Source organism: Moorena sp. SIO4G3, from assembly GCF_010692305.1.
Taxonomy (GTDB): Bacteria; Cyanobacteriota; Cyanobacteriia; order Cyanobacteriales; family Coleofasciculaceae; genus Moorena; species Moorena producens_A.
Genome location: NZ_JAAHIG010000007.1, coordinates 60,366 through 85,966, shown reverse-complemented (window position 1 = coordinate 85,966; position 25,601 = coordinate 60,366). Strand labels below are relative to the sequence as shown.

Genomic DNA, 25,601 nt, shown 5'->3' with positions numbered 1-25,601 from the left:
TATATCCTATTTATGATAAACAATAAAATCTAAAACTATCAAAAATAGACACAGTAATCCTTTGATGATATTAAACTTATAAAAATAGACTAACAGGTAAATAATCGCTGTATTTATAATACTTTTTATTCAAACTTTTATGTGTTATATACCTGAATTGCTTAGTTTAATAAATCAAAATAACTAAAGTAAAAAAAATACCCCGAAACCTAAATACCACAAATGTCATCCCCAATTTGGCCGTACATTACTCCTGGAATCCCAGATCACCTCTTTGAACGCCTACCCGGTATTCCCTTAAGTAAGCGAGAAGTCAGGCTGCTGATCATTTCTGCTCTACGACTAGGAAGCCAAGACCGGTTGTGGGACATCGGTGCTGGAACCGGTACCATTCCTGTAGAAATTGGACTACTGTGTCCCAAAAGTGAGATTATTGCTGTAGAACGGGATGAAGAAGTAGCCAACCTGATTCGATACAATTGCGATCGCTTTAATGTCACCAACGTAGAAGTCATCGAAGGTAACGCCCCAGAATGTCTCAAAGATCTACCATTAAAACCCCACCGAGTTTGCCTTGAAGGAGGACGACCAATCAAAACTCTACTCAAAGAAGTCTGGCCCTACCTAGAATCTCCAGGGAGGATAGTAGCAACCACCAACAATCTAGAAGGACTCTATGCCATCTCAGAAGGCTTAGCGGAGTTACAGGCTCGCAATATCGAAGTCGTTCAGTCAGCCGTCAATCGCCTAGAGACACGGGGGAATTATCAAACATTTGCAGCAGTTAACCCCATTTTTATTCTTAGTGGTGAGAAGTTAGAGTAAGGAATAGACCCCTTCAGGGAACAAAATTAACAATAATAATATAAATAACCTGTTCTTGTGTGAGAACAGGAGTGTCAAAAAAAAACGTCATATGCCCTGGTTACGGATTTTTAGTGGAATAGTTGCGATCGCCCTGGCGATGGGGATGATCTTACTTGGGGGATGGTATTTTACCATCGGCTTCTGTGTCATTGTCTATTTAGGTCAGTTAGAACTTTTTCAACTAGTAAAAGCAAAAGGCATGGTGCCAGCAACCAAAAGCACCATGTTTGTGTCTCAGCTACTACTAATTACAGCTACCATTTCACCAACCCTGGCTGATGCGGTGTTTCCCATTGCTGGAACATTTATTTGCTTTTACTTACTGTTCCAACCCAAGATAGCAACCATTGCGGATATTGGGGCTTCCATATTAGGTTTACTCTATGGTGGTTATCTGCCCGGGTATTGGGTCCGTCTGCGAGTGGGTTTGACTGATTTGACTGAAACGTCCTCCCTAGCTAGAGATGCTACAGTCGCCGCTACGAACCTACCCAGCAGTGGATACTGGTCTAATTTTTCGATTAATCTGAGTGATTTACCTGCTGGGTTAACTTCAACTCTCCTAGCATTTAGCTGTATTTGGGCAGCAGATATCGGAGCTTACACCTTCGGCAAATTTTTTGGTCGCACTCGCCTTTCTATGATCAGTCCTAAAAAAACTGTGGAAGGCGCTATATTTGGCCTTGTCAGTAGTATTGCTGTAGGAATCGCAGGAGCTTGGTATCTGAATTGGCCGTGCTGGCAGTTGAGTGGCATGATGCTCGGAGTAATCATTGGTGTAGCTAGCCTCTTAGGAGACTTAACGGAGTCCTTAATGAAACGGGATGCTGGTGTCAAGGATTCCGGGCAATTAATTCCTGGTCATGGTGGCATTTTAGACCGAACAGACAGCTATGTGTTCACTGCCCCTTTGGTTTATTATTTTGTCACGCTTTTACTACCACTGTTACCCAGCTACCTGTAGTCTTGTGTCAATGTTCAAAATTTTTTGATTTTCTTGATTGCAAAAAGCCATCTATTGATAGCATTAACCCGTTAAGCTACCTTGGAGTAGATTAAAAATTTATAGCGGTTTCCAGCGAGCGTAGAATACACAGCACGCCTCTAGGAAATTCCGAGTGCAATCACCGGCTGTCATAATCGGAATAAAAACCTGAAAACCGCTATAAAAGTGCATTCTGGATGGGGTAGACGTCAGAAACCACAGATTACGAAGATGGGAGGTAATGGTGCTACATATCAATGCAACTTGGGATAACTATCATGTCCGGATTACAATTAATCTAGGTAAATACAGAACCGGAAAACGGTTTTTCGGTTCAAACCCAGCTTGGCGGTGATGACTAATCAGTAATTACGCTAATCACTAAGACCAGTTACGACACTAATATGTTAATATCGATGGTTAGTCAGATGATTAGTCAGATGATTAGTCAGATGATTAGTTACTAGTGTGATTGTTTAGTTCGATCAGAGCCGAATGAGCTACTTCTAGGCTTAGGCGGACTTGTTGGATAGAAGACAAAGAGTGCCACTGTTCAGATTTAACTGAAGCACTGACATTCATGGAGTCTGAGCTACTGCGCATGGCGTAAGCCCACGGACGAGCTAACACCAATAGATCGTCTTCTGTCCAGTTTTGTAACAATGGCTTGACACAAAGCACAAGTTGCTCTGCTAAGGACAAGTTCTTGTGAACAACCTCTTGAGCTCTCGAAGCGATCGCTTCGAGCCATTCGGGAGGCATGCAAGACGCACACCCGTTAGCTAAAGCTGCCTTCAACGAGTCAATGGTGGATTCGAGGCTCGATTCGAGGCTCGATTCGAGGCTCGATTCGAGAGGTAATTCCCAACACTGATTTAGTCGCTCAAAAAAGGCAAGAGAAGCCTGAGCAATTTCCTGGTCATCTTGGATTTCGTTGAGGGAAAAACCTGCTTCTAGCTCAGCAAAATAAGCTTCTGCTTCTGGATCAGTTGGATCCCAAGGATAAAACTCCTCTTCTGACTGTAATAATTCTAGTAGTTCTTCTTGGATTTGAACCGAAGTATCCTCAAAATATGATTGTTGATGTTCTTGATATTGAATAGCTTGGCTGTTCATAATGCCCCTCCTGTTTGGGTTAGTAGATGAAACCTGACATAAAATAGCTACATCAATTTTTGAGGAAGTTCCGCAACAGCTGAAAAAATAATCTGGACTTCTCAGCGCGTGTTTAATTACCATGGCAACAGCACTTTCGTTCATCAACTTATGTGTGATATTAGTGAGCTATTGAGAGGCTCCCTTAGGTAGACAGCCACTAGTTGCCATTTGACTCTAACCAGTATCCTTGTGAAACTCCCATTGTTAACAGCATAGTTAACAGCATAAGCTTGAGTTTATCTTCGGCACGAGGATAGTCCTACTCAAGATTCTGGGGAGTCAATAATAAACTCAAAGATCTGACCACGAGGACCACCAAACTTAAGCTGAATACCCGACCTTAGCTGAACTTCCTGATGATGAACAGTTTTCCAACCATTATCGATCAATATTCTCGTACCATTACGAGAAAAATCCCTCAAGAAGTAAGTTGGATCCGAGCCTTGGTCAGTGAAAGCATCACGGCAGATAATTTCAGCATGTTGCTTACTCACACAAACTTCGGGAATCACCAAATCGTTGTGAGATTGTAGGCGTCCCACTCGCATCAATCCACCTCGAATCGGCCAGACCTGATCGGTTTTTCCTATGGAACGCAAAGACGCAGTTGGGGGTGGATTTTCAAGCCAGCTTGAGGTGATGGTGGGCAGTTCTGTAATTCCTTCTCCCACCGGTTGGATTAACTCCCCTTCAAACTGAGGATGCATATAAAGGATAGGCAAGGTCCAGGCTGGTTGGTTAAACTTGTAAAGGGTCAACATATGCTGTCTGGCCACAGCTACAGCATGGTCAATTGGCATGCGCTCCGCCAAGGCTTGGGCGAATGATTGAATAAAACTCACGGCTTCTTGGTCAGCAATGGAGTCCCGCATCCCCAAAACTGCTGGGACACCGTGGTGAATAAGCACCTCAGCTAAACTACTACGGGGAATGGTTTGGGAATTCACTTGGTCAGGTTTGGCACTCCAACAGGCATTGAATACAGCTAAGGCAACCTGGGTGCGCACCAGAACCTGAGCCAATTCCGTACCACTAATTTTCGCATCCGAGCGTAAAAATAGCAAACCTCCGTCTGGTGCGCTTTCACCATGACCAGCATAGAATAGGATGTTATAGGCACCAGTTTCGAGTGCTTTAATCAGTTCACCTGGTGTCGGTTGTATTAGTTTTGAGACGTTGCAGGTAACTGGTGGAACGGATTGGTTCCTAGAAGTTTGAGCGGCTCTACCAGCTTGAAGGGCATTTACCAAGGTAGCCGCTTCTTTTTCGAGATCCAAATTGGTAGTCGAACCATTTAATTTTTGAACCTTCTCTCCTAGAACTAACAAAATATTGAGAGCCTGGTGGGAGCGCAGGGGTTCGAGGGCGTCTACATCACTAGTGGTGCGGCTAAACAGAATTTGCTGAGAGAGGGAAATTGCCTGTTTACCCGCCATGGGTTGCATAATTTCCCAGGGGAGGGGAATGAAATCTGGAGCGCGAACTTCCAAGCGCAGGCGAAGGGGTTTATTTTGTCCCAAGGCAATGCCTTGACTTCGTTCGAGGGCATTGCGAATTGAGCCTTGAAACAGCCACTGCCAGAGGTCAATGCCCAAACCTTGCATCAAACGACCACTGTAGCTAATCTCCGGACCTGTAGCACCGTTTTGATTCTGTGAGGGCAAAGTGGTGGGATACTGGTTGTGATGACCACTAATCGGCACATGGTTTGAAAATGGAGAAAACATGTCCTGCCAAGCCAGCCAGGACTTAGTCATATATTCAGACCAAGTAGAATCATGATGAACCATACCCCCTGGGTAAGGAGCTTTCAGCACCCAGATAGCCAAGTTTTCTCTGCCAGCGGCAGATAGACGAGCGATCGCTAAACTGAGGCAAGGATTTTCGATACCAGACATTAAAGGTTCATCATTATAGGGAATATACCGATGTGAGGATCAGTCTATCGAGTGTTGGGTGGTATTGGCGCTATCAATAATGAGGAATTGGTCATTAATAGGACATCATTAGTTTTCAGTTCTTAGTTGAGCAGTTGAGTGGTTAGTCAGAAAGCTTTGGTGAGCATTAACTTAAAAGCGATAAGCTTTTGACTACTTGCTCAAGACTTACGGAGATTGAATAGGTCTAGGGGAATTAGACGGAGGGGTATTTTTCTGACATTGACTGGCTTGTGTTGGGGTTGGTGTAAAATCACGAGCCATCATAGGTAAAATCTCCTTTTCTCTTATCCACCCTTCCTGTCCCTGTGACACCAAGGTAGCAGAGGGTTTAGTCTGCTTAGAGTTTAACGGTACTGAGGATGAGCCAACTTTGGGGGAGCTAGCCATTTGATCCGATGAAATATCAGTTGTGTTGGTTCCGGGTGAGCAAACTCTTAATTTAATCCACCAAGTCTCTTCCTGAGGATACCTTTTTCTGGCAATAACCTGCAAAACGCTACCAGCAGGAACTCTCCCAAGGATTGATTGCTTTTCAGGGTTAACCAAAAGTTGTACAGTTTGACCCACTGTTCTAATAATATCTTGGTTTTTAATTAAGGCAGCTGGCTTAGCAAGGGTCACGGACTCAGGAGTTTGTCCTGGGATAGCTTTAGTTTCTGGACTCTGTGTAGGGGTGGTTTTAGAACCGGTTAGTTCTTGCCCCTTACCAAGACTAAAAACCCCACTCAGGAAGCGATTTATCTGTCCACTCGCCTTTAGACTCAACACTGGACTCAACAGATAAACGACTACCCCCCCTAACACCAAAAGCACGAATATTCCCAACAACAGTCTCCCAGTCTTCTCAGGAGAGGTTGAAGCTGAATAATTAGGATTTTGGTCACCAGAGGCTTCCCCATCTTCGATGATGTTAAGTGTGAGCAACGCTGTTTTTTGTTCATCAATAGAAGCGGGTTGCTGATCACTCTTAACGTTTAACATTAGAGTATTGTTGGTCTCGAGATTGCCAATGGATTCTAGCCGTGGGGGTGATAGTTGGATGGGCATCGAAGGCTGGCTTGGTGTGACTTGACAGTAAATCAACCCCACCGTGACATTGTCGTGTCCGTTTTTGGTATTAGCAAGCTCAATGATTCGTTCTGCTGCTTTCTTGAGATCAATTTGACCGTCGAGAATGGGCAGGATTTCTGTTTCCCAGTACTGCTCGACTCGGTCATTGTCACTAAGACCATCAGAACACAGCAGAAACACACAATCTTCATCCAACACCAAGCGCTGTACAGTGGGGTGTAGTGTGGTTGATGAACCCATCCCTAAAGCTTGCACTAGGGCACCAGATGTTGGTTGTTGTAGAGCATGTCGGTAAAGGGTATATCCAAGCCGCACTTCTCGAGAGGCTAAATCATCATCTAGAGTAACTTGGTGACAACCATGGCGACTCACCCAATAGATTCTGCTATCCCCGACATGGGTAATGTATATTTCATGGGCATGGGTTCTAGCCATGACCAAGGTTGTTCCCATACGCTGCCGATCAAATCGGTTCTCATGATCATTGCGTTGGCTAATGGAGTCATTGGCAGCACAGACAGCATTTTCCAATTCCAGGCTTAGAGTGGTTGGGTTCCACACCTCCAGTTTAGCTGGCAGTTGTTTGAGCTGTTGTCGCAGAGTGTCAATTGCCAGTTGGGAGGCAATTTCACCACCTGCTTGTCCACCAATGCCATCGCAAACCATTGCGATCGCTTCTTTCCCTCTTGAAGAGCTAATTAGCTTACCATTAGGAGGGTAGCAAGCGTCTTCATTGTGGCTACGACCCGGACCGGTATCGGTACGAGTGAGAGTCTTATAGGTTCTCGATTGCCATGACCGGCATTCAAACAACCCTTTCGCCAGTAATGCTAACAGCTGCTCTGATGTCTGTATCTGTCCTTTTGTAAGCTGGGAACAAAGTTTTTGGTAAAACTCACTAATAACAGGGGAAGCTCCCTGAAGCAGTTGTGACCACAGCTGACCCAGCTGTTTTAAGGTTGGTGCTGGCGTTTGATCACGCTCCAATTCCAATAACCTTAGCAAGGCTCCTTCCACCCGCACCAGGTTTGATTTCAGTAAGCTAGACCCTACTCCTTCTCGGCTCAAAGGTTGCCATAGTGAAGCCCATTGCTGCAGCCAGTTGAGTTGGCGTATTGGTGAGGCATTTTTCCAGACGCTGGTCAGTTCTGGTGACAGAAGTCCTAGATTATTAATGTTCCCTGTTGCCTGAATTGGTACTCCTTCGAGTAACCAAATCTCTTTGTTATGCCTTGGCTTCGGTGTTAGCAGACCATACACTTGAGGCAGGTGTAATCCATAGGAAACCAGTCTCAAGTATGGGGTTATGGTTTGAGGAATCTCTAGTGGGGTCTCTGGCGGTACCGCTGGTTGAGTATCTAAAACAACACGAGAGTGAATCACGAGGTAGCGCTTAGCAATAAGTTCTCCCGGTTGAGCGGCTTTTATGCCTGACCCAATAGCCCACAAGTATCGTCTGAGCAGCGGCGTGCGACATTTTTGGCAGAACTTGTTGGTCTGGGGATTGGGAGCCTGACATTGATGATTTGGGCAGTGGAGCGTTGCCGCCGGATTGTCCATGAAACTCTTTGCTGCTAAAGATAGCCTGATGGAACCGGGTTAACATTAGCACAGCTTTCTTTGAAGGAATTATGTGCCCACAAAGGAAGTGCCAAAATCAGCCCATTGATTAAAGATTGTAGCGCTTGACTTACGGGCTGGTTAATGATTTACTTCTATCATGAATGAGTTGCGCGCGATACATTCGTTCGCAGCAATGGTTACCGAGCGGGTCTATGGGGAAGGTCAGGATTACGTTTTATGTATTAATCATTGCGCAATATTGATGCCGTCCCCTCACTCATCACACTACTCTTGATTAACTCAGGCCAGATCAGCAAAAAGTACGTCCACCAAAGCATAATTGGCATAGCAGCGAGTAGCGTGATCCAGATGGTTTTGAAAACTACCCATATACTTAATAGGATGACAGATCCGGTCAATAGTATTGACCAGGGTTGGCACCACCAAGGCTTATAACTCCAGGGATTGAATTTTTTTTCTGTAGACAAGATTAACCTTCTAAGCTACCACATCTAAACTACCACGTCTGACTTCCTTTTACTAAGCACGGGATTGATCAATAAAAGCATGGTTTGGTCAAGCCAACCGACTAAATTGTGGCTGGGTATCAAGGCAGACATGGGCTTTAGTTATTTGATCCGGTCGTGACTTGGTTTGTTTGAAAGTAGCTTGTCTGCCTATCTCCTACTGCTTAATTATGAGGTTCTACTTGGGGCAACCCCATACTGTAATTAATCACTCTGCTTTCGGTATTGTAGCTAATTTGTCCATTTTGCAAAAGCGATCGCACAAGGTGTTCTAGGTCAGAACCGATACGACGCAGGTTGTATTCGGTTAAATCAAATCCGCTGTAGGATTCAACCAACTCATCAAACTTCCGGTAAACCTGCTGTATAGCATCTTCATTCCAATTGAACTCGTTATCGGGGTCAATGTCTAAGGTTAAAACGTTATCACTCCCGACTAGTTCGTTGTTTTTAACCTCTGCTGTATAGATTCGGATATGACGAGTGGTGGACTTTAACAGCATCTAGAAACCTCCTGCTCACAGACTTTATTTTTTCATCTTTTCAGGCAGTAGTCAATGGTCACCATGTGAATTCCCGGCAAACCCATCAAAGATTTGCGGTGCGCGCCCGTTCGCGCCCCGCCACGGGAATTTAATTCGACGACTGTAAGCGCACCGGTCAGTTTTGAAGGAGATAATGGTCTGACAACCACGTGCATGAGATTTTACAGACATTACCAAAAAGTCACTTACTTTCATAGTAGGTTTCCCTACAACCTTTGACAGCAGTCCGAAGCCGCTGTTTACTCGAACTGTGGGGGCCATTGGCCCTACTCGATGTGATTTAACTCTGTCTTTATCATTTTTGTGAGGTACAAATTATTCCGGAGTATGCAGCGGTGCGACCCCGCGCTTTTTCAAAGCTAACCGTGAACGCGCACCTAATTATTTCGGAATTCAGGAGTGTTTTTAATAATAGTTAATCGAGTATTGTTTTCCGTTACTGGTAGGGTTAATCAAAAAATGTACCTCATGATTATGATAATTACTAGAGCAACCTGGGTTTTAGCGGCGGTCTCCACGGGGGAAGAAAAATTAACAATACATGCACTAATGGAAGATCCTGGTACTCTAAAGGGAAAAACTATATTAAGTAAAGTCAAACACACTAATCCAATGTCATAGCTAAAAAAAATGTCTGGTACCATGGAAGATATTGCTAGACAAGCCCACCAGGGTAGCGTGGTGGCAATTATTCAAACACTGAATGAACGATTAGCCGATTTTGGGGTGAGAACTAGAGCCATTCTGGCTGATGGTGTATTGCAAGTTTTGTGTGAAGCAGCAAAACCAGAACAGCTGGAACAATCGATTCTAGTCAGTCAAATCCAGGAAATTCTGGAAGAGATTTCACCGCGTAACATTCGTCGTGTCAGGATCAACAGCCGCATCGTGCGAGAGGAACAATTACTCTGGTTAGAAGAAATTAGCCGTGACCCAGACAATCAGCTGTTGTGGTACGAAGACATCACCCTTACTAGGCCAAATTTCTTCAAGCAACTGGCTCAAACCTTCAACAATCGGCAAAACCTACCAAGCCAGCAACTGGCTCTAACACCAGGATTTTCCCGTCAACTGAGCCAAAAAAAACTACCGATTCAGCAACTGGTCTTACCGCCAGCTTCTTACGGTCAACTACGTAAAAAAGGTCGATTGCGGCAAGGTGTTGTGATTGGGTTAGGTTTGGGTTTATTCCTGATCCTAGTAGGTTGGTTACTGAATGATTGGTTTGGGAGGGAAATCGAATCCCATTACCCAACTCAAGCCGACCATTGGGCAAAAGACCCAGCCAATTCTTCTTCCGAGGGATCTTCTAGTAATCCAGACCCCCCCTTTACTCGGGACCCCTTTACTGAGGCAATGCGCCTAGCTCAAGAAGCAGCCGCAGCAGGGGAAAGTGTCGAAACCTCAGCTCAATGGTTAGATGTGGCAGCTAAGTGGGAACGGGCATCAAATCTAATGGAGACGGTAAAACCTGATGACCAACGCTACCAGATAGCTCGTTATCGGGTTATACTTTATCGAAAAAACAGTGAGGAAGCTCAAAAACAAGCTAGAAATAAGCGCTCCTAGTGGTGTTGAATTGAAGTTTTAAATCAGTTTTGTTTAAAAAACGGTATAAAAAGGTGCTCAAGGTGTTTAAGGTGTTCAAAGTGAATCGATTTCAATCCCAGGGGAGATATCTGGAGTTTCTCAATTCTCTCCTGGGTTTCCAGGTACTAGTAGTCTACCCAACTGATTGGGATTTTTACGCTCTGTGCTTAGGTCGAAACTCCAAAAAGCCCTCACCCAATCTACCGATCACAATTAATTGGGTAAACGAATCTTGAGCAGTAACCATTTTGATATCGCGGTGCGCGCCCGTTCGCGCCCCGCGTCGGCGAAAGCCGATAGGCGCGACCCAAGGCCGTGAGGGATTGCTCACGGCCTTGGAGGCGCGACAATCACGGGAATTAAATTCGACGACTGTAAGCGCACCGGGGGAAAGTTTAACTCAACTGTGACGATTACATGATGGAAGTTGTGCCACCGACCCACAGCTTCTCCTCTAAGGAGCCATGTCAAAATAAGTTGTACAAATTTTATCTGAAATAAATTGTGAGATATAGCTTTTATAAAAAAAACTGTAATGGTTATTTTGACACGAGTCCTAACCAGAGTGATGATTGAACGGGTGTGTCGGTCGGTTGTCGTAAAAAACTCCAATCTCTTGATCAAAAGCACTCTGATGCCGGGAACACTAATCCTAGCGAGATTACTGTTTTAACAGTTGCTCTAGTCAAGACCAGTATTCACAAGTTGTGCAACAAGCATAATGGATGCAGAAAGCGCGATTTTTGCCCCAAGAGTAAATTCCATCAAGTCCCGTCTCTCAGGTACATCATTTGAACCAACCTTTAGCCAGGAGCATCACGGTTCACTCATGCCTTACCCGACAGAGTTAGCTCAGATCGGGCAACAAATTGCTAACACGATACTAAATACCTCAGACACGCAAACTCTGTTGGCGATACTCGCCAAGGCTATAGGAGAGAGTTTTCAGGTGGATAGCTGTTTAATTGGGGCACTGGCTAACCCTAGCACTACACCCCAACTAGCCTGGTGGCGTGCTGATCAACACCTCGACCCAGAACACCGATACCATAAAAATCCAGTGCAACTGCTTGAACTCTTAACCACAGAGGATGACTTAGGCAGTGGCCCAGTACTGGCAATTTCAGATTGGCAAACATCCGATGCTTGGTCTAACTTAGATTTGGGTGAAGAAGTGCTATCTGCCAGGGCAATACTGAAGACCTCCACAAAGTTTCAGTCTGTAGTCAACGGGGTAATTGTTTTAGGAAAAGCCCAGCCTTACCAATGGACAAAGACAGAGCAAGAACAGTTAATTGTTGTTTCCCAATGGGTATCGGTAGCAATTTCTCAAGTTCAGCTAACCCACCAAGTGAAGGCGGCTACTCGAGACCAAACTCTGCTCAACCAATTGAGTCAAGTGATGCATAGCTCTCTCAATCTCCTGGAGATTTTCCAGATAGCTACCACAGCTGTTGCTGAAGCACTTCAGGTGTCACGGGCACTACTGCTACTGTTAGATGAAACGAATCCCCTGTGTTGCTCTCTACCAGGACAGCATTCACCAAAACATGATCTGACAGTGGTTTGTGAATGGTTACAGGAAACCTCGACTACTGATCTATTTTCAACAGGAGACGCACTGTTAAATAAATCCTTCCCAGTTTCTGAGTGTTCTTGGTACCAACAGGCTCTCAAGCAAGCCCCTGAACCGATAGTCATTACCCATAGACCAGATCACCCGATTGGTAAATCTGACCACCAGAGCATCTCACTCCTAGATCAGCTCCTATTGCCAGGGTTACTGATCTGTCCTCTGGTTGGGGCAGATAATCATGGTTTGCTATCCGTTAAGGTTTTGGGGTTCTTGGTCTTGCAAAATAGTCAACCTCGCCCTTGGCTAGAGAATGAAATCAACTTGGTCAAGTGGGTCAGTAGACAAGTTAGTAGCACTATTATCCAAAATCAGACTCTCCAGCAAGTACAATCCCTTGTTGAAGAACGCACGGCTCAGTTACAACATAGTCTGAAAGTTCAGGCAGAGTTATACGAAAGAACTCGCCAGCAAATGGGTCAGTTAAAGGAATTAAATCGGCTCAAAGACGAATTTCTCAGTAGCATGAATCATGAATTGCGGACACCTTTGACTGCAATGAGTCTAGCGATTCGGATGTTACGTCAACCCAAACTTGATCTTGAGCGTCGTGCCAAATATCTAGAAATCCTTGAGCAACAGTGTAATCAAGAAATTGAGCTAATTAACGACCTGTTGAGTCTACAGCAGCTGGAATCTGACCAGTCCCAATTGCAGCTGCAAAAAATTGACCTGATGCCGATGATTAAGCACTTGGCTAAATCCTTTGAGTACAGATGGGCGGAGAAAGGCTTAACCTTAACAATCAATAGTTCACTAAAATCGCTCTTTATCAACACCGACGCTGAGAGCCTTAACCGTATCTTGCTGGAACTTTTAACCAATGCTGGTAAGTATTCTCACCCAAATACTACAGTGGTGATCGAGGTAACTGAGCAAATCCAGCAATCGGTTAAGCAGATTGTGATGAGTTTGAGCAATATTGGTCAGGGGATTTCTCCAGAAGACCTCAGACATATTTTTGATAAATTCCATCGCGGTCAGGGGATGACCCAAAAGGCAGTTCAGGGTACTGGTTTGGGTCTAGCGCTAGTAAAATGCTTAGTGCAGCATCTCAATGGCACAGTAGATGTCTCCACTGGCCCGTCTGACACTCCTCGTACGTCTCGGGTATCTTTCACAATTACTCTGCCCCAGGTTCAATCTTTTATGTAAAACTTAGTCATTAGTAAGTAAGAAGGCAAAACTAATGACTAATAGCTCGGAAGACTAACTGGGAAGAATAGGTATTAAAGCGGATATGATCTGATTTATACTCCCGGATTGGATCGGAGTAACTATGAATAGCTGAGTATGCTCACAACTGATGCGCCCAAGCCACCACGTTGGCAACAACCTAACTATTCCCCCCTGGCTCGCCAGATCGATATTTTTACTGCGGCAGCGCAGTTTATGGTTTATTTATGGTGGGACAAGGTATCGGCTAATAATTCCCCCAAGCAAAGAAATCGTCGAGCCCAGTGGTTAGTTAGAAAGCTCTTAGACTTAGGTCCAACGTTCATCAAGATTGGGCAAGCACTATCCACACGCCCTGATTTACTTAGCTTAGAATATGTGAATGCCTTGGCGCAATTACAAGATCGGATCCCAGAATTTAGTGTAACCGATGCTATAAGTCTAATTGAATCAGAACTGGGTGAAGATATTCATGGTTTGTATCGGGATTTTGAGCATTTTCCTATAGCCGCTGCCAGTTTGGGACAAGTTCATAAAGCCCGATTGCACACCGGCGAGGATGTAGTCGTTAAGGTTCAGCGTCCTGGCTTAGAAAAGCTATTTAACCTAGATTTTGAGATTATCCATCGATTGATTCGTTTTGCCAATCGATTTGTTCCGGGAACCAGAAAATATGATTTGGATTCCATAACCCATGAGTTTTTTAACCTGCTCTATCAAGAAATTGACTACATCCATGAAGGGAAGAATGCTGAGAGTTTTCGTCAAAATTTCAGCAATTATCCTCGCATTAGTGTCCCGAAAGTCTACTGGCGATATACAACTAAAAAAGTTTTGACTATGGAGTATATGCCGGGAATTAAAATTGATGACCGTCAGACCCTAGAATCCCTCGGCATAAATCCTAAAGAAATTATTCAGCTGGGAATTTGTTGCTACCTCAAGCAGTTATTACAAGATGGCTTTTTTCAGTCTGACCCTCATCCTGGAAATATGGCAGTCTCTGCAGAGGGCAGTCTGATTTTCTATGACTTTGGCACAATGCTGGAGGTCAAGTCCATGACTAAAGACCAAATGCTCCAGACTTTTTTTGCTGTACTCCGTAAGGACACTGATCAGGTCGTTAATAGTTTAACTTACATGGGGTTAATTGAACCCATGTCAGATCTTAAGCCAGTCAAGCGATTAGTTGCTTTTCTACTGGAAAAATTTACCGAAAAGCCCATAGAATTACAAGCTTTTGAGGAAATCAGTAGCGAACTTTACTTAATGTTTGAGCAGCAACCTTTTCGCCTACCAGCACAACTGACATTTATTTTAAAGTCACTAACAACTCTTGATGGGATCGCTCGTGGCCTAGATCCCCAGTATAATTTGTTAGCTGCTACTGAGCCTTTTGTTAAAAGCCTGGCTGTTTTTCAAGGGCGGGGGAATATAGTGGGGGAACTAGCTAAACAAGCTAGGGATTTTGTGAAATATAACTTACGTAAGGCTAGCGCTACCGAACTAGCAATTCGACGCTTAGAAGAGCGGCTCGAGCTGGGAGAGTTACAATTGCGCGTGCGTTCTGTAGAAAGCGATCGCACTCTCAAGCAGATCACCCTTGCTCTAAAAAGCCTAATTTATGCTAGTTTAACTGGATTTACTCTGGTAGCTGGTACTATTTTCCTGTCAGGTCCTCATAGTGGATGGGCGATAGCCGCCTTTGCCTTTTCCGGATTCTGGTTTTTGATTTTGCTGCGTTCTCTGATTAACTTAGCCATTAGAGAAAGACTGGATAGATTAGCTCAAAGGTAGGCAATCTTATCTGAAATCGCCTACCTTAAGCTGTTGAATTTTTTCTGTTGTATTTTTTGCTTGTTTAGATACCCCCAAGGGAATTCGAATCCCTGTCGCCTCCGTGAAAGGGAGGTGTCCTAGGCCTCTAGACGATGGGGGCTTATTGATTTCACTTTTATAATAATAGTGGATATTTTGGTTTGTGTCAAGTGTTTGATCAGGAAATTTTTTTCCAGTCCCCTTACTTGATACTATTTCGCAACTGTTCTAGGCGCTGCTGAGCCTTGGCATCCAAGGAATTGACTAAAAAACGACCACGAGAGGATTTCTGTGGTCGATATTTGCGGCGGGTTCGACGAGCTGTGCATTCAACATCGCTGAGCAACTGCTGGGAAGATATGCACTGAGCACCATACCCCACAACTGTCAATTGCTGTGCCCGATCTGAGGTAGCGACGATCAGACGTTTAGTTGGTTGAACAAGCTTGTTTCTATAGGAGGCACAAAATTTTTCGATATAAGTGTCTGCTGTCTCCCCGAAATCTGTGTAGTAAACCGATAAGTGATTAGTTATCACCTCACGACTGTTAGGGGTATTGAGTGAGTGAGCATCAAAGACAATCTCAGTGTCATAACCGACAAAGGCACTGTAATTGGCTAGGGTCTCAATTAACTCTTGGCGAGAACTCAGGAGACCATCACGATCACGGGTATTTTTCAGGAAAGACCAAGAGCCAATGACGTTATAGCCATCAACTAGTAAAATAGCCAGCGGTGAAGAACAAGACATTTTCCATGGGATTATACTATTTACAGTCCCTATGGACTGCTCATATCGCCCACAATAAATTTAACATTTCTTTATACTAGTGTAAATTGCACTTGAGAAAAAGGCAAAAGGATTGAGCAAAAATGACACTCAGCCTTTAGCTATTAAAACATCTCATGTTGTATTAACACATTTTAAGTGTAATAATTAACAATTATTAGTTAACACTACGCCGATTACAAACCCTACTACTTTCCGGAAACTTCCCGAGAATCAGCGATTAGGACTTACCAGTCTTTGCTTCAGGCGTTCCGGTTCACCTTGATCAATCACCCGACCCTGGTCTAACAAAAATGCTCCATCGCAATAATCTAGCTCATCCAAACGGTGGGTAACCCAAATGGCTGTCAATCCTCGACTTTTGACTAAATTTCGTACTTGTGACACTAAATCCATCTGGGTATCTGGATCCAGTAGGGCAGTGGGTTCATCTAACAATAAAATCTCGCACTGTCTTGCGATCGCACCAGCGATCGCAATTCGCTGCTTCTGACCACCGCTGAGGGCATAGATCGGGCGTCGCTCTAGCTCTAGTAAATTCACCGCAGCTAGAGCCTCTTTTACCCGGGCTTGAACTTGAGCTAGGTCGAGCTTTTCGGCTACCAGTCCAAAGGCTACATCAGCACCTACGCTAGGCATAACTAGCTGATGATCAGGATTCTGGAAAACAAAACCTGCTGAACCGGCCAGGTAAATTTCACCGGATTGGGGGGACAATAAACCAGCCAGTAATCTAAGTAAGGTTGATTTACCACTGCCATTGGTTCCCAAGAGCATCCAAAATTCTCCCTTAGGGACTTCCAGGGAGCAAGATTGCAAAACTGTCCCCCCTTTAGGCCAGTTGAAGCCAACCTCTCTTACTTGAATTGCTGGTTGAGTCATTATATATCTTGCTGTTCGATGAATTTATTCAGCCATGGCAAAGAAGCCGGGAGTACGTCCTGAGCCTGTGGCTCCAGATTTTTGAGAAATCATTGCTGCACTGATCTGATCACTGAGAACGCCAATTTTCTTCTCTGGCTGGTGGTCGCAGCTGAGTTCTAACAACTGAGGATGCCCAGAGCGCATGGCTGTCAAAATTTCCTGGTAGGTTGCTTGCGCCTCTTCTTCTGACTTACGTTGGACAGACAGTGGCATGGGTGTATTTCTTAGAATCAAGTCAATGGTGAACATGGAGTATCAAGCCGTAGCGCGTTCTATAAATGTACTTCTTCTTATCTTAGACCCCAGCCCAAAGCACCGTAAGAGCAGTATCTTGGGTGCAGTTACTACCTAATTTTTTTTTAAGGGGTAGCAAAATTAAGAATTATGACATATTATGATAGTTATATTAGACGAAGTTTACTTTTCTTTACTTAGACTGCCTTTAATAAAGAAAGTAAGTCGCCTTACCGTACTTATATATATCTGGAGATCCTTGCTATGACAGTAGCAGTAGGACGCGCCCCCAGCACCAGAGGATGGTTTGACATCCTCGATGACTGGCTCAAGCGCGATCGCTTTGTATTCGTCGGCTGGTCCGGCATTCTATTGTTCCCCTGTGCCTACATGGCTTTGGGCGGCTGGTTGACTGGTACCACCTTCGTTACCTCTTGGTACACCCACGGCTTAGCATCTTCCTACCTAGAAGGCTGCAACTTCCTGACCGTAGCAGTATCCTCTCCTCCCAACAGCCTGGGACACTCCCTGCTGCTGTTGTGGGGTCCAGAAGCCCAAGGAGACTTGACTCGCTGGTTCCAACTAGGAGGGTTGTGGAGCTTTGTGGCATTCCATGGAGCGTTTGGTCTAATTGGGTTCATGCTGCGGCAATTTGAAATTGCTCGTCTAGTAGGCATCAGACCCTACAACGCGATCGCATTCAGTGCGCCGATTGCAGTATTTGTCAGCGTGTTCCTGATGTACCCTTTGGGACAGTCGAGCTGGTTCTTTGCTCCTAGCTTCGGAGTAGCGGGTATCTTCCGTTTCATCCTGTTCCTGCAAGGCTTCCACAACTGGACACTGAATCCCTTCCACATGATGGGGGTAGCTGGGGTACTCGGTGGTGCTCTGCTGTGTGCCATTCATGGGGCAACGGTGGAAAATACCCTGTTCCAGGATGGGGACAAAGCCAACACCTTCCGGGCGTTCAACCCGACCCAAGCGGAAGAGACCTACTCCATGGTCACCGCCAACCGCTTCTGGTCTCAAATCTTCGGAATTGCTTTCTCTAACAAGCGCTGGTTACACTTCTTCATGTTGTTTGTGCCAGTAACTGGCTTGTGGATGAGTGCAGTAGGAATTGTAGGTTTAGCATTGAACCTGCGAGCCTATGACTTCGTGTCCCAGGAAATCCGGGCAGCAGAAGATCCAGAATTTGAAACCTTCTACACTAAGAACATTTTGCTGAACGAGGGTTTGCGGGCTTGGATGGCTCCAGCAGACCAACCTCACCAAAACTTTGAGTTTCCTGAGGAAGTACTACCTCGCGGTAACGCTCTGTAAGACTCCAAGGCTGATCCCGAATTAAAATTAGCGCTTGGATTTGCTCAAAGCCCCGCCAGAAGGTGGGGCTTTGAGCAGTTCTAGAAACAAAAAACTGGAATGTTGTGAGCAATAGACAGGCGAATTTATCATCATGCTAGTTTGCAGAGGTTAGTGGACAGTAGGCAAAATTATCACAAAGCTTGGCCATTGCCTCAAGTAATTTGCTATACTTTAACTATGACTTTAGTGCCACGACCTTGTGTCAATTAAATAAATTTCCCGAAAACCAAGGGTTTTGTAGTGACATTGGATCTGGTTCTAGAACTTTAATGGCCCACGAGGAATATTTATCCGTGAAGCGCGGAGATACCCCCTGGCTGATAAATCAGCTTGCATTGGCGGGCTAAAGTTGATATTGGTAGACTTTGGTAGCTAAAAAGTATCGGTTGCCATTTGAGGGATACTCTGTTATTCTAAGAAAAGGTAATGATCCTGGAAAGGTACAAAAAACCGCTTAGGGATTAAAGGAGGTGATGCCCATGGAAGATAGTAGTAAAATCATGGGTCATCTGGTTGGAGTTAGCCGGCTGTGCGCCGGGGCTGTTCTCTAGGAGTTATCTGGATTCTCTACGGAGAATCTATATGACTGCTTCGGCAGGGCTACCTAAGAGTTCCTCTCGGCAGCCTGGTTTCAATCAGAAGACCCGCTAGACCGCTCTCACACCACGTGTTATGGATTAGCCAAAACACTAGCCGTGAGAGCGGATAGTTTTTTGTATGGGATTGTTTAATCAGTGCATCTAAAAATCATGGCTCAACTACTAAGCGATGCAGAAATTCAAGCCAAGGCGAGTCAGCTAAAAGACTGGAGTGTGGAAGGGCAAACCCTGCGTAGTAAAAAGACATTCAAGGGTTTTGTAGAAGCGATCGCGTTTGTGAATAAACTTGTTGAACCATCTGAAGTTGCAGGACACCATCCTGACCTAGAGATTTCCTACAATAAGGTAACAATTACTCTAACTACTCATGATAGTGGTGGCTTAACCTCAAAAGATTTTGACCTAGCGCAAGTTATTTCAGAGCTGGGTTAATATCCTTTCAATAACTCTTGCGTAAGTGACAATTGCTTTAGCAATAGACCCGCTCCCCAGCAGAAGTTCATTCACAGGCATTGGCGAAAAAGTTGGTGTAGCACTTTGTCCATAAAGGCTATAGTATAAGAATTGTTCCTCTAATAAATTGTTCCTGTAATAGGTTAATAGGTTTCATCGCTGCGGGCGCTGATTCTTATCTAAACCGCGAGAAGCCCCGTACTTTACCGTATAGCGTAAGTGTAGGGATGGAGCGCGGGACAAGGGTCGGAACAGAGCTTCATGATGCGATGTACTAGGGATAGTAGGGAAAAACAAATTAAGAGCTAACCGCGACCTACGCGCCTGAACCTTGACAACCACCGAATATTATGGGGTGACCTTCAGAAAAAACTTGATAGTTTGAGTTATCTGTGGATGGGTAAAATTCCAGCAGTACAAAGTAAATAGAACTTTTTTGTATTGTTCCGGTGCGGAGGGGCATCCCGTGTCGTTAATAAAGCTTACCGAGTAACCGTTCGCGCAGCGTCGGCGAAAGCCGATACGCGCCCCGCGTCGGGCAAAGCCCGATAGCAGTAGCTGGTGTTGGTAAGAAGCCCGCGCTGTCCCGTGCTTGTCAGCGTTGGGAGTATGTCACCATCCTTCGTGATTGATCCGGGGGAGAGTTCAATACAATAATTGTAAAGGTGTGAGGATTAAGAGAAGATGTCTAAACTACTGTTGAAGTCCCTACTGATAAGTCCTGCTGTAGTGGGTGCTGCTCTCGCCTTTGGTACCAATCAGGTACAGGCAGCCAACAATGCCAACTCGTTAACAGCTGAGAGTAAAATTACCACAGAAGCTGCCCCACGTCAAGCTGTCCCAGTAAAGACACTTGCGATGGGCCAAGCCCCGCTTTCAGCGAACGCGGCGGCACCCACTGCCCCAGAAGTAAAGGATACGGCAGTTTTTTCCACGAAGATGGGCTCCAGCGTTGGTGAGGCAACATCAACCCTAAAAGTCGATACCCTAGTTCCTAAGGTAGACTTACCGGAGGCAGAAACAAAAATAGCCCAAGCCGTCCCCTCAGCCTCAGATAACAGCCAGCTGTTAAATCAAATTCAACGCTACGGAAAAGAAGGCAGTAACAGCCAAGATCAGGTAACTAGCGTTTCCCAACTGCGGGATGTTTCCCCTGGAGACTGGGCTTATGAAGCTCTGCGTAGTCTGGTAGAGCGCTACGGTTGTATCGCTGGTTACCCAAACCGCACCTTCCGTGGCAACCGTGCTACCACCCGTTATGAATTTGCGGCTGGCTTGAACGCTTGTTTGAACCAGATTGAGCGTTTAATTGCTGCTAGTACTGCTGACTTTATTACCCGTGAAGACTTAGAAACGCTGCAACGGCTGATTCAAGAGTTTGAGGCAGAACTGGCTACCCTCGGAGCACGGGTCGATAACCTCGAAGGTCGAGTCGCATTCCTAGAGGATCACCAATTCTCCACTACTACGAAACTGGAAGGGGAAGTGATATTCGCCCTGACCAATAACTTTGGTGATTTTGGGGAAGATGACAATAACCAAGTTGTCTTTGGTGACCGGGTTCGTTTAGTTCTCGACACCAGCTTCACTGGTGAAGACAGTTTGGTAACTCGTCTGAGTGCTGGTAACCTGAATGCCTTCACAGCGGGGGGTGAGATTACCCCAGAACTGACCCAGACCTTTAACACTGAGATTGATGGTACTGGTGACGGGAACGATATAGGGGTTGACTGGTTAGCCTATTACGGTGACATTCCTATTGGTCCGTTTGGTCAAGTATCAACTTACATTGCTGCCTTTGGTGGTCGGCATGATGATTACGTTCCTACACTCAATCCCTATTTCCAAGACTTCGATGGTGGTAGTGGCTCTCTATCCACGTTTTCTCAACAAAACCCCATCTATCGGATTGGTGGTGGTGCTGGTTTAGGGGTTAGCTTCCAACTTGGTTTACTAGAGAGCGTGATTGGACCAAGTACTGTCACACTGGGTTACCTAGCTGGGAATGCGTCAGATCCTGATGAAGGGGCAGGTCTGTTTAATGGTGATTATTCTGCCTTGGGTCAGTTGAACTTCAATGTCAACGACCGGATTGGTGTGGGCTTTACTTACGTCCATGGTTTCCATAAAGAGGATAGTGCCATATTCAGCAAAGGCGCGGGAACAGATGGTATCGTAGGTACCCGTGCTGCCAACTTAAATCAAGAAGCACTTCTTGCTAGTCGTCTAAATGATTCAGCTGACAAGGTAACCAACTCCTACGGAGCAGAATTAGCCTTTCGCCTCACCGACAAGATTTCCTTTAGTGGATTTTTCAACTACACCGATGTGATTGTCATTGGTGAAGGTGGTGGTGAAATTTGGAGTTACGGCGGTGGTTTAGCCTTCCCCGATTTTGGAAAAGAAGGTAGTGTGTTAGGTTTCTTTGGTGGTGCAGTGCCCTATTCGGATTTGAATGAGATTGAGACCCCCATTCACATAGAAGGCTTCTACAAGTATCAGCTATCCGATAATATCTCTATCACTCCTGGTGTGATCTGGGTGATTAATCCAGAGCAGAGTGATGATAATGATGATGCTGTGATTGGTACCATCAGAACCACATTCACGTTCTAGAGACCTTGGCTAATTGCCCCTGGTGCGCTTGATCCATTAAGAATTAAATTCCCCATGGGTCGCACCGCAAGGAGTATTGAGCATTAGTTAGTTGACTTTTCCCTGCCCCGAGGCGGGGATTTTTGTTTGAAGGGGTGAAAGTGTCAAAAAATACTAGGATGATGGAGAACAACTAATAACTCAGAATTTCCAACAGTTATGCGAATTGCTCCAAATATTACAGAACTGGTTGGTCGGACGCCTCTAGTACAATTGAACCGTATTCCTCAAGCAGAAGGCTGTGTGGCTAGAATTGTAGCCAAGTTAGAGGGAATGAATCCATCTTCGTCTGTCAAAGACCGGATTGGTGTTAGCATGATCAATGCAGCGGAGCAGAATCAGTGGATTACCCCCGGCAAAACTATTTTGGTGGAACCGACATCGGGAAACACAGGTATTGCTCTAGCAATGGCAGCGGCAGCCAAGGGTTACCAACTTATCCTAACCATGCCAGAGACAATGAGCATAGAGCGACGGGCTATGTTGCGAGCTTATGGTGCTCAGTTGGAACTGACACCAGGTAGTGAAGGGATGGGTGGCTGTATTAGGCGAGCTCAGGAAATTGTAGAAACCACATCCAATGCCTATATGCTGCAACAGTTTCGTAATCCAGCTAACCCAAAAATTCATCATTATACCACCGCTGAAGAAATTTGGCAGGATACGGAAGGACAGGTGGATTTCCTGGTGGCTGGAGTTGGTACGGGTGGTACAATTACTGGGGTGGCTGAAGCGATCAAAAAACACAAGCCCAGTTTTAAAGCGATCGCAGTTGAACCAGCTGGTAGTTCTGTACTTTCTGGAGGGTCTCCAGGACCTCACAAAATTCAGGGTATCGGTGCGGGTTTTATTCCAGAAGTACTCAAGGTTGAAGTTCTTGACGAGGTGATTACAGTTACGGATGATGATGCGATCGCATACGGTCGTCGTTTAGCCCGTGAAGAAGGAATTCTTTCCGGAATTTCCACTGGAGCCATACTATCAGCAGCGATTCAAGTTGGCAAACGTCCAGAAAATGAGGGATGCCTGATTGTGATGATTCAACCGAGTTTTGGGGAACGCTACCTAAGCACCCCCCTGTTCCAAGAGCCGACGGCCACCACGGATTAGTGTTATGGGGCAAGGCATTTCCATTCACTAGTTATCCTAAAACCTCTGGAAATCTATGGAAATATTGGATTGAGCTTACTTGGTACCTTAATTATACTATCGCTGCCGGTTTAAGTAGGTTTAGTGTACCCCATGTCAGAATCCAATCACTACCAGACTCTGGATGTTCACCCCCACGCTACGACCCTAGAAATTAAACAAGCCTACCGACGGCTAGCCAAGCGCTTTCATCCAGATAGCAACAGCCCCACCGCTGATCCCGAAAAAATTATCCAAGTTAATGCTGCTTATGAGGTACTCAGTAACCCTGAGCGACGGCGTTCCTATGACCAAAAGAGGAATTACTTTCAGGATTCATTAGAGCATCAGAATCGACAACAGCGAACAGCTCATGCCCAAAGACATTACCAGCATCATCGGCAAAAGGGAAAAAAGACTGATGCCCAGCTAGGGTACTGGTTGCAGCAAATTTATCAACCTGTAAACCACCGGATTAGTCATATCCTTGAGCCTCTAGAGGCTCAACTCGATGAACTCTCCGCTGACCCGTTTGATGATGAACTCATGGCAGAGTTTGAAGCTTATCTGGAAGAGTGTGGTGATCATCTCCATCAAGCTCAGAGCCTGTTTCATTCTCAACCTAATCCTGCCACCGTTGCCAGTGCTGCTGCTAACCTCTACTACTGTCTTAATCAGTTAGCAGATGGAATAGAAGAATTAAAGCTGTTTACCCTTAACTACGACGACTACCACCTACACACAGGTCAAGAACTGTTCAGAATTGCTTCCCATCTGCTCTGGGAAGCTAAAGACACAGTTAAAGATTTTTGGTAATGGGTAAGCAATAGGATTTTTATAGCTTACCAACGACCACTAATCCAAATTAGTTGAAAAAAATGGGTCTAAAACCCCGTCCTTCTAGGACAGCTTTAAAAAAGTTTTGGCGTTTGCGGAATCGTCGTTGCAACTAGATGTAGAATCAAGTATAGAGTACAGGCTGAAAAACCGTTAGGACAGCTGGAAGGGAACCATGTCTGACCGCCTATAAAGTAGTAATGCTCAGAGGGTAGGGAAAGTCCTCTCTAAAAACCCAATCGTCAACCAACAATTGGCGTGTGAACCGTTGAAGTTACACTTTTGAGAAAAACACTCGGTGCGCTTGACCTATTAAGAATTAAATTCGCCACGGGTCGCACTGCAATGTACGGTGGGGCACACCGGAACATGGGGGAATGTTGGGAAACAAAATCTTCGGCACTTCCAAACAAGTACCCGAACGCCTAAGGAGAACTGCCCTCTAGGTCTTTCGTGAATTGACTGGGAACTTGGTAGGTCACTACCGGTTTTTTGGTTAAGCATTGCCTCTTCCCGAGGACACGTCGGTTTACGGCTGGTTCGTCGATCTAGGAATCCCCACGCCTTTAGGCCGGGGAGTGTCAAGCTGAACATAAGTCTAGTTGACGTAACTTGACATGGAATGCGTGATTAAGCGCCGTGCTGAGTTTTCAGCCAGCCACCGATACTGGTTACCAGAACTGAGTGAAGCTGAGAACCTTCAGCGGTTTGGTTTGGGGAGCAGATTTCCTGGACACGGACACAACTACGTTCTGTTCGTTTTCCTGACCGCTCAGTTGGATAAGTATGGCATGGTGGAAAACTTTTCTGAAGTCAAAACGGTGATCCAACGAGAGGTCACCAGCCAACTTGACTACGCTTATCTCAATGAGGTTTGGTCAGAATTTCAGCAAACCTTACCTACTACCGAAAACATAGCACGAGTAATTTGGCAGCACTTGGTTACTTACCTACCACTACTGAAGATTCAGCTATTTGAACATCCAAAACTCTGGGCTGACTATCAAGGAAACGGTATGGAAGTATATCTGACTATCAGTAACCACTTTAGCGCTGCTCACCGACTAGCTCATCCTGACCTCAGTGACCAGGAAAACTACCAGATTTACGGTAAGTGTGCTCGTCCCAACGGACATGGACATAACTATCACATAGAAGTGACGGTTAAGGGTGAAATGGATCCGCGCACTGGCATGATTGTTGATCTAGACTCCTTGCAGCAAGTCATGGATGATTATGTTTTGGAAGCTTTTGACCATACTTTCCTCAATAAAGACATTCCATACTTTGCCCGGGTTGTTCCTACTGCCGAAAATATTGCTATCTATATTTGTCAGTTGTTGCAACAACCAATTCAAGAATTGGATGTCCAACTTCATAAGGTGAAATTGATTGAAAGTCCCAATAACTCCTGCGAAGTCTACTGCACACCAGACACTACCAAGTCAGCAGCAACATCATCTAGGGAAACGCTGCTGACCTTGATTTAGCTTCCTCCGCTCTTATGCCCCACACCTCAATGCGCAGCATGAGTGTGGGAACGAAGTTACCGCAAGAATAGGGCAGCCTTTATGGTTGGTCGGCTATGGGTAAAAGGGTTAAAACTTTATGATTAAGGCTGCCCTAATAAACAGGTTTCATCTCCGGGATGAATCGCGGAGCTGTAACTCTGATAAACAGCCTGAAAAACGTTATAATAAAAATAGCAGGGAAGACAAATTAAGAGCTAACCGCCACCTGCGT

The 25,601-nt window shown here is 45.2% G+C and carries 19 protein-coding genes and 1 tRNA gene; 11 read left to right on the top strand and 9 right to left on the bottom strand.

Annotated features, from left to right (window positions below; genetic code table 11):
- Window positions 1-222 precede the first annotated feature (222 nt).
- A complete protein-coding gene (cbiT, locus tag F6J99_RS02410; protein ID WP_293111559.1) occupies window positions 223-825 on the top strand; it encodes a precorrin-6Y C5,15-methyltransferase subunit CbiT in 603 nt (200 codons plus the stop codon).
- 91 nt (window positions 826-916) lie between these two features.
- Complete coding sequence (locus tag F6J99_RS02405; protein ID WP_070391395.1) at window positions 917-1,831, top strand: phosphatidate cytidylyltransferase; 915 nt, start codon at window positions 917-919, stop codon at window positions 1,829-1,831.
- A gap of 477 nt (window positions 1,832-2,308) precedes the next feature.
- On the opposite strand, the gene F6J99_RS02400 is transcribed toward F6J99_RS02405, so the two are convergent.
- The 5 genes from F6J99_RS02400 to F6J99_RS02380 form a co-directional block, all read right to left on the bottom strand.
- A complete protein-coding gene (locus F6J99_RS02400) occupies window positions 2,309-2,968 on the bottom strand; it encodes a hypothetical protein (protein ID WP_293111558.1) in 660 nt (219 codons plus the stop codon).
- 305 nt (window positions 2,969-3,273) lie between these two features.
- The gene (locus F6J99_RS02395) at window positions 3,274-4,908 is read right to left on the bottom strand and encodes a CHAT domain-containing protein (protein WP_293111557.1); all 1,635 of its coding nucleotides are present in this window, start codon (window positions 4,906-4,908) and stop codon (window positions 3,274-3,276) included.
- A gap of 207 nt (window positions 4,909-5,115) precedes the next feature.
- Window positions 5,116-7,581, bottom strand: a complete 2,466-nt coding sequence (locus F6J99_RS02390; protein ID WP_293111556.1) for a protein phosphatase 2C domain-containing protein — start codon at window positions 7,579-7,581, stop codon at window positions 5,116-5,118.
- Window positions 7,582-7,826: 245 nt separating this feature from the next.
- Complete coding sequence (locus F6J99_RS02385; protein ID WP_365972461.1) at window positions 7,827-8,003, bottom strand: DUF6737 family protein; 177 nt, start codon at window positions 8,001-8,003, stop codon at window positions 7,827-7,829.
- Window positions 8,004-8,275: 272 nt separating this feature from the next.
- Window positions 8,276-8,614 (bottom strand): NAD(P)H-quinone oxidoreductase subunit M, encoded by a 339-nt coding sequence (locus F6J99_RS02380; protein WP_070391392.1) that lies wholly within the window; start codon window positions 8,612-8,614, stop codon window positions 8,276-8,278.
- A gap of 672 nt (window positions 8,615-9,286) precedes the next feature.
- Between F6J99_RS02380 and F6J99_RS02375 the strand changes: the two genes are divergently transcribed.
- The 3 genes from F6J99_RS02375 to F6J99_RS02365 all read left to right on the top strand — a co-directional run bounded on the left by F6J99_RS02375 (window position 9,287) and on the right by F6J99_RS02365 (window position 14,852).
- A complete protein-coding gene (locus F6J99_RS02375; RefSeq protein ID WP_293111555.1) occupies window positions 9,287-10,225 on the top strand; it encodes a hypothetical protein in 939 nt (312 codons plus the stop codon).
- Window positions 10,226-10,967: 742 nt separating this feature from the next.
- Window positions 10,968-13,034 carry a GAF domain-containing sensor histidine kinase gene (locus F6J99_RS02370; protein ID WP_293111554.1) on the top strand — a complete coding sequence of 689 codons (2,067 nt, stop codon included), beginning with the start codon at window positions 10,968-10,970 and terminating at the stop codon, window positions 13,032-13,034.
- A 138-nt stretch (window positions 13,035-13,172) separates the two neighbouring features.
- A complete protein-coding gene (locus F6J99_RS02365) occupies window positions 13,173-14,852 on the top strand; it encodes an AarF/ABC1/UbiB kinase family protein (RefSeq protein WP_293111553.1) in 1,680 nt (559 codons plus the stop codon).
- A 69-nt stretch (window positions 14,853-14,921) separates the two neighbouring features.
- Here F6J99_RS02365 and F6J99_RS02360 read toward each other — a convergent pair.
- The 4 genes from F6J99_RS02360 to F6J99_RS02345 form a co-directional block, all read right to left on the bottom strand.
- Window positions 14,922-14,994: transfer RNA gene (locus tag F6J99_RS02360), tRNA-Glu, on the bottom strand.
- An 81-nt stretch (window positions 14,995-15,075) separates the two neighbouring features.
- Window positions 15,076-15,624, bottom strand: coding sequence for an NYN domain-containing protein (locus F6J99_RS02355; protein ID WP_293111552.1), 549 nt, complete (start codon window positions 15,622-15,624; stop codon window positions 15,076-15,078).
- Window positions 15,625-15,876: 252 nt separating this feature from the next.
- A complete protein-coding gene (locus tag F6J99_RS02350; RefSeq protein ID WP_293111551.1) occupies window positions 15,877-16,545 on the bottom strand; it encodes an energy-coupling factor ABC transporter ATP-binding protein in 669 nt (222 codons plus the stop codon).
- 24 nt (window positions 16,546-16,569) lie between these two features.
- Entirely contained in the window at window positions 16,570-16,836 is a 267-nt protein-coding gene (locus F6J99_RS02345) for a hypothetical protein (protein ID WP_008177880.1), read from the bottom strand.
- Window positions 16,837-17,085: 249 nt separating this feature from the next.
- Here F6J99_RS02345 and psbD point away from each other — a divergent pair, with 249 nt between their 5' ends.
- The 6 genes from psbD (at window position 17,086) to F6J99_RS02315 (ending at window position 25,348) form a co-directional block, all read left to right on the top strand.
- Window positions 17,086-18,144, top strand: coding sequence for a photosystem II D2 protein (photosystem q(a) protein) (gene psbD, locus F6J99_RS02340; protein WP_008183309.1), 1,059 nt, complete (start codon window positions 17,086-17,088; stop codon window positions 18,142-18,144).
- Window positions 18,145-18,935: 791 nt separating this feature from the next.
- Entirely contained in the window at window positions 18,936-19,217 is a 282-nt protein-coding gene (locus tag F6J99_RS02335; protein ID WP_293111550.1) for a 4a-hydroxytetrahydrobiopterin dehydratase, read from the top strand.
- Between the two features lie 705 nt (window positions 19,218-19,922).
- Window positions 19,923-21,854, top strand: coding sequence for an iron uptake porin (locus F6J99_RS02330; RefSeq protein ID WP_293111549.1), 1,932 nt, complete (start codon window positions 19,923-19,925; stop codon window positions 21,852-21,854).
- 198 nt (window positions 21,855-22,052) lie between these two features.
- The gene (gene cysK / locus F6J99_RS02325) at window positions 22,053-23,003 is read left to right on the top strand and encodes a cysteine synthase A (protein ID WP_293111548.1); all 951 of its coding nucleotides are present in this window, start codon (window positions 22,053-22,055) and stop codon (window positions 23,001-23,003) included.
- Between the two features lie 132 nt (window positions 23,004-23,135).
- Complete coding sequence (locus F6J99_RS02320) at window positions 23,136-23,837, top strand: DnaJ domain-containing protein (protein ID WP_070391381.1); 702 nt, start codon at window positions 23,136-23,138, stop codon at window positions 23,835-23,837.
- Between the two features lie 638 nt (window positions 23,838-24,475).
- Window positions 24,476-25,348 (top strand): 6-carboxytetrahydropterin synthase, encoded by an 873-nt coding sequence (locus F6J99_RS02315; protein ID WP_293111547.1) that lies wholly within the window; start codon window positions 24,476-24,478, stop codon window positions 25,346-25,348.
- Window positions 25,349-25,601 lie beyond the last annotated feature (253 nt).

Bases quoted from the DNA above. Each gene is read 5' to 3' on its own strand.
- cysK (WP_293111548.1), top strand. From the start codon at position 22,053: ATGCGAATTGCTCCAAATATTACAGAACTGGTTGGTCGGACGCCTCTA.
- F6J99_RS02390 (WP_293111556.1), bottom strand. From the start codon at position 7,581: ATGGACAATCCGGCGGCAACGCTCCACTGCCCAAATCATCAATGTCAG.
- F6J99_RS02330 (WP_293111549.1), top strand. From the start codon at position 19,923: ATGTCTAAACTACTGTTGAAGTCCCTACTGATAAGTCCTGCTGTAGTG.
- F6J99_RS02320 (WP_070391381.1), top strand. From the start codon at position 23,136: ATGTCAGAATCCAATCACTACCAGACTCTGGATGTTCACCCCCACGCT.
- F6J99_RS02405 (WP_070391395.1), top strand. From the start codon at position 917: ATGCCCTGGTTACGGATTTTTAGTGGAATAGTTGCGATCGCCCTGGCG.
- psbD (WP_008183309.1), top strand. From the start codon at position 17,086: ATGACAGTAGCAGTAGGACGCGCCCCCAGCACCAGAGGATGGTTTGAC.
- F6J99_RS02365 (WP_293111553.1), top strand. From the start codon at position 13,173: ATGCTCACAACTGATGCGCCCAAGCCACCACGTTGGCAACAACCTAAC.
- F6J99_RS02355 (WP_293111552.1), bottom strand. From the start codon at position 15,624: ATGTCTTGTTCTTCACCGCTGGCTATTTTACTAGTTGATGGCTATAAC.
- F6J99_RS02375 (WP_293111555.1), top strand. From the start codon at position 9,287: ATGTCTGGTACCATGGAAGATATTGCTAGACAAGCCCACCAGGGTAGC.
- F6J99_RS02345 (WP_008177880.1), bottom strand. From the start codon at position 16,836: ATGTTCACCATTGACTTGATTCTAAGAAATACACCCATGCCACTGTCT.
- F6J99_RS02350 (WP_293111551.1), bottom strand. From the start codon at position 16,545: ATGACTCAACCAGCAATTCAAGTAAGAGAGGTTGGCTTCAACTGGCCT.
- F6J99_RS02315 (WP_293111547.1), top strand. From the start codon at position 24,476: ATGGAATGCGTGATTAAGCGCCGTGCTGAGTTTTCAGCCAGCCACCGA.
- F6J99_RS02370 (WP_293111554.1), top strand. From the start codon at position 10,968: ATGGATGCAGAAAGCGCGATTTTTGCCCCAAGAGTAAATTCCATCAAG.
- F6J99_RS02335 (WP_293111550.1), top strand. From the start codon at position 18,936: ATGGCTCAACTACTAAGCGATGCAGAAATTCAAGCCAAGGCGAGTCAG.
- cbiT (WP_293111559.1), top strand. From the start codon at position 223: ATGTCATCCCCAATTTGGCCGTACATTACTCCTGGAATCCCAGATCAC.
- F6J99_RS02380 (WP_070391392.1), bottom strand. From the start codon at position 8,614: ATGCTGTTAAAGTCCACCACTCGTCATATCCGAATCTATACAGCAGAG.
- F6J99_RS02400 (WP_293111558.1), bottom strand. From the start codon at position 2,968: ATGAACAGCCAAGCTATTCAATATCAAGAACATCAACAATCATATTTT.
- F6J99_RS02395 (WP_293111557.1), bottom strand. From the start codon at position 4,908: ATGTCTGGTATCGAAAATCCTTGCCTCAGTTTAGCGATCGCTCGTCTA.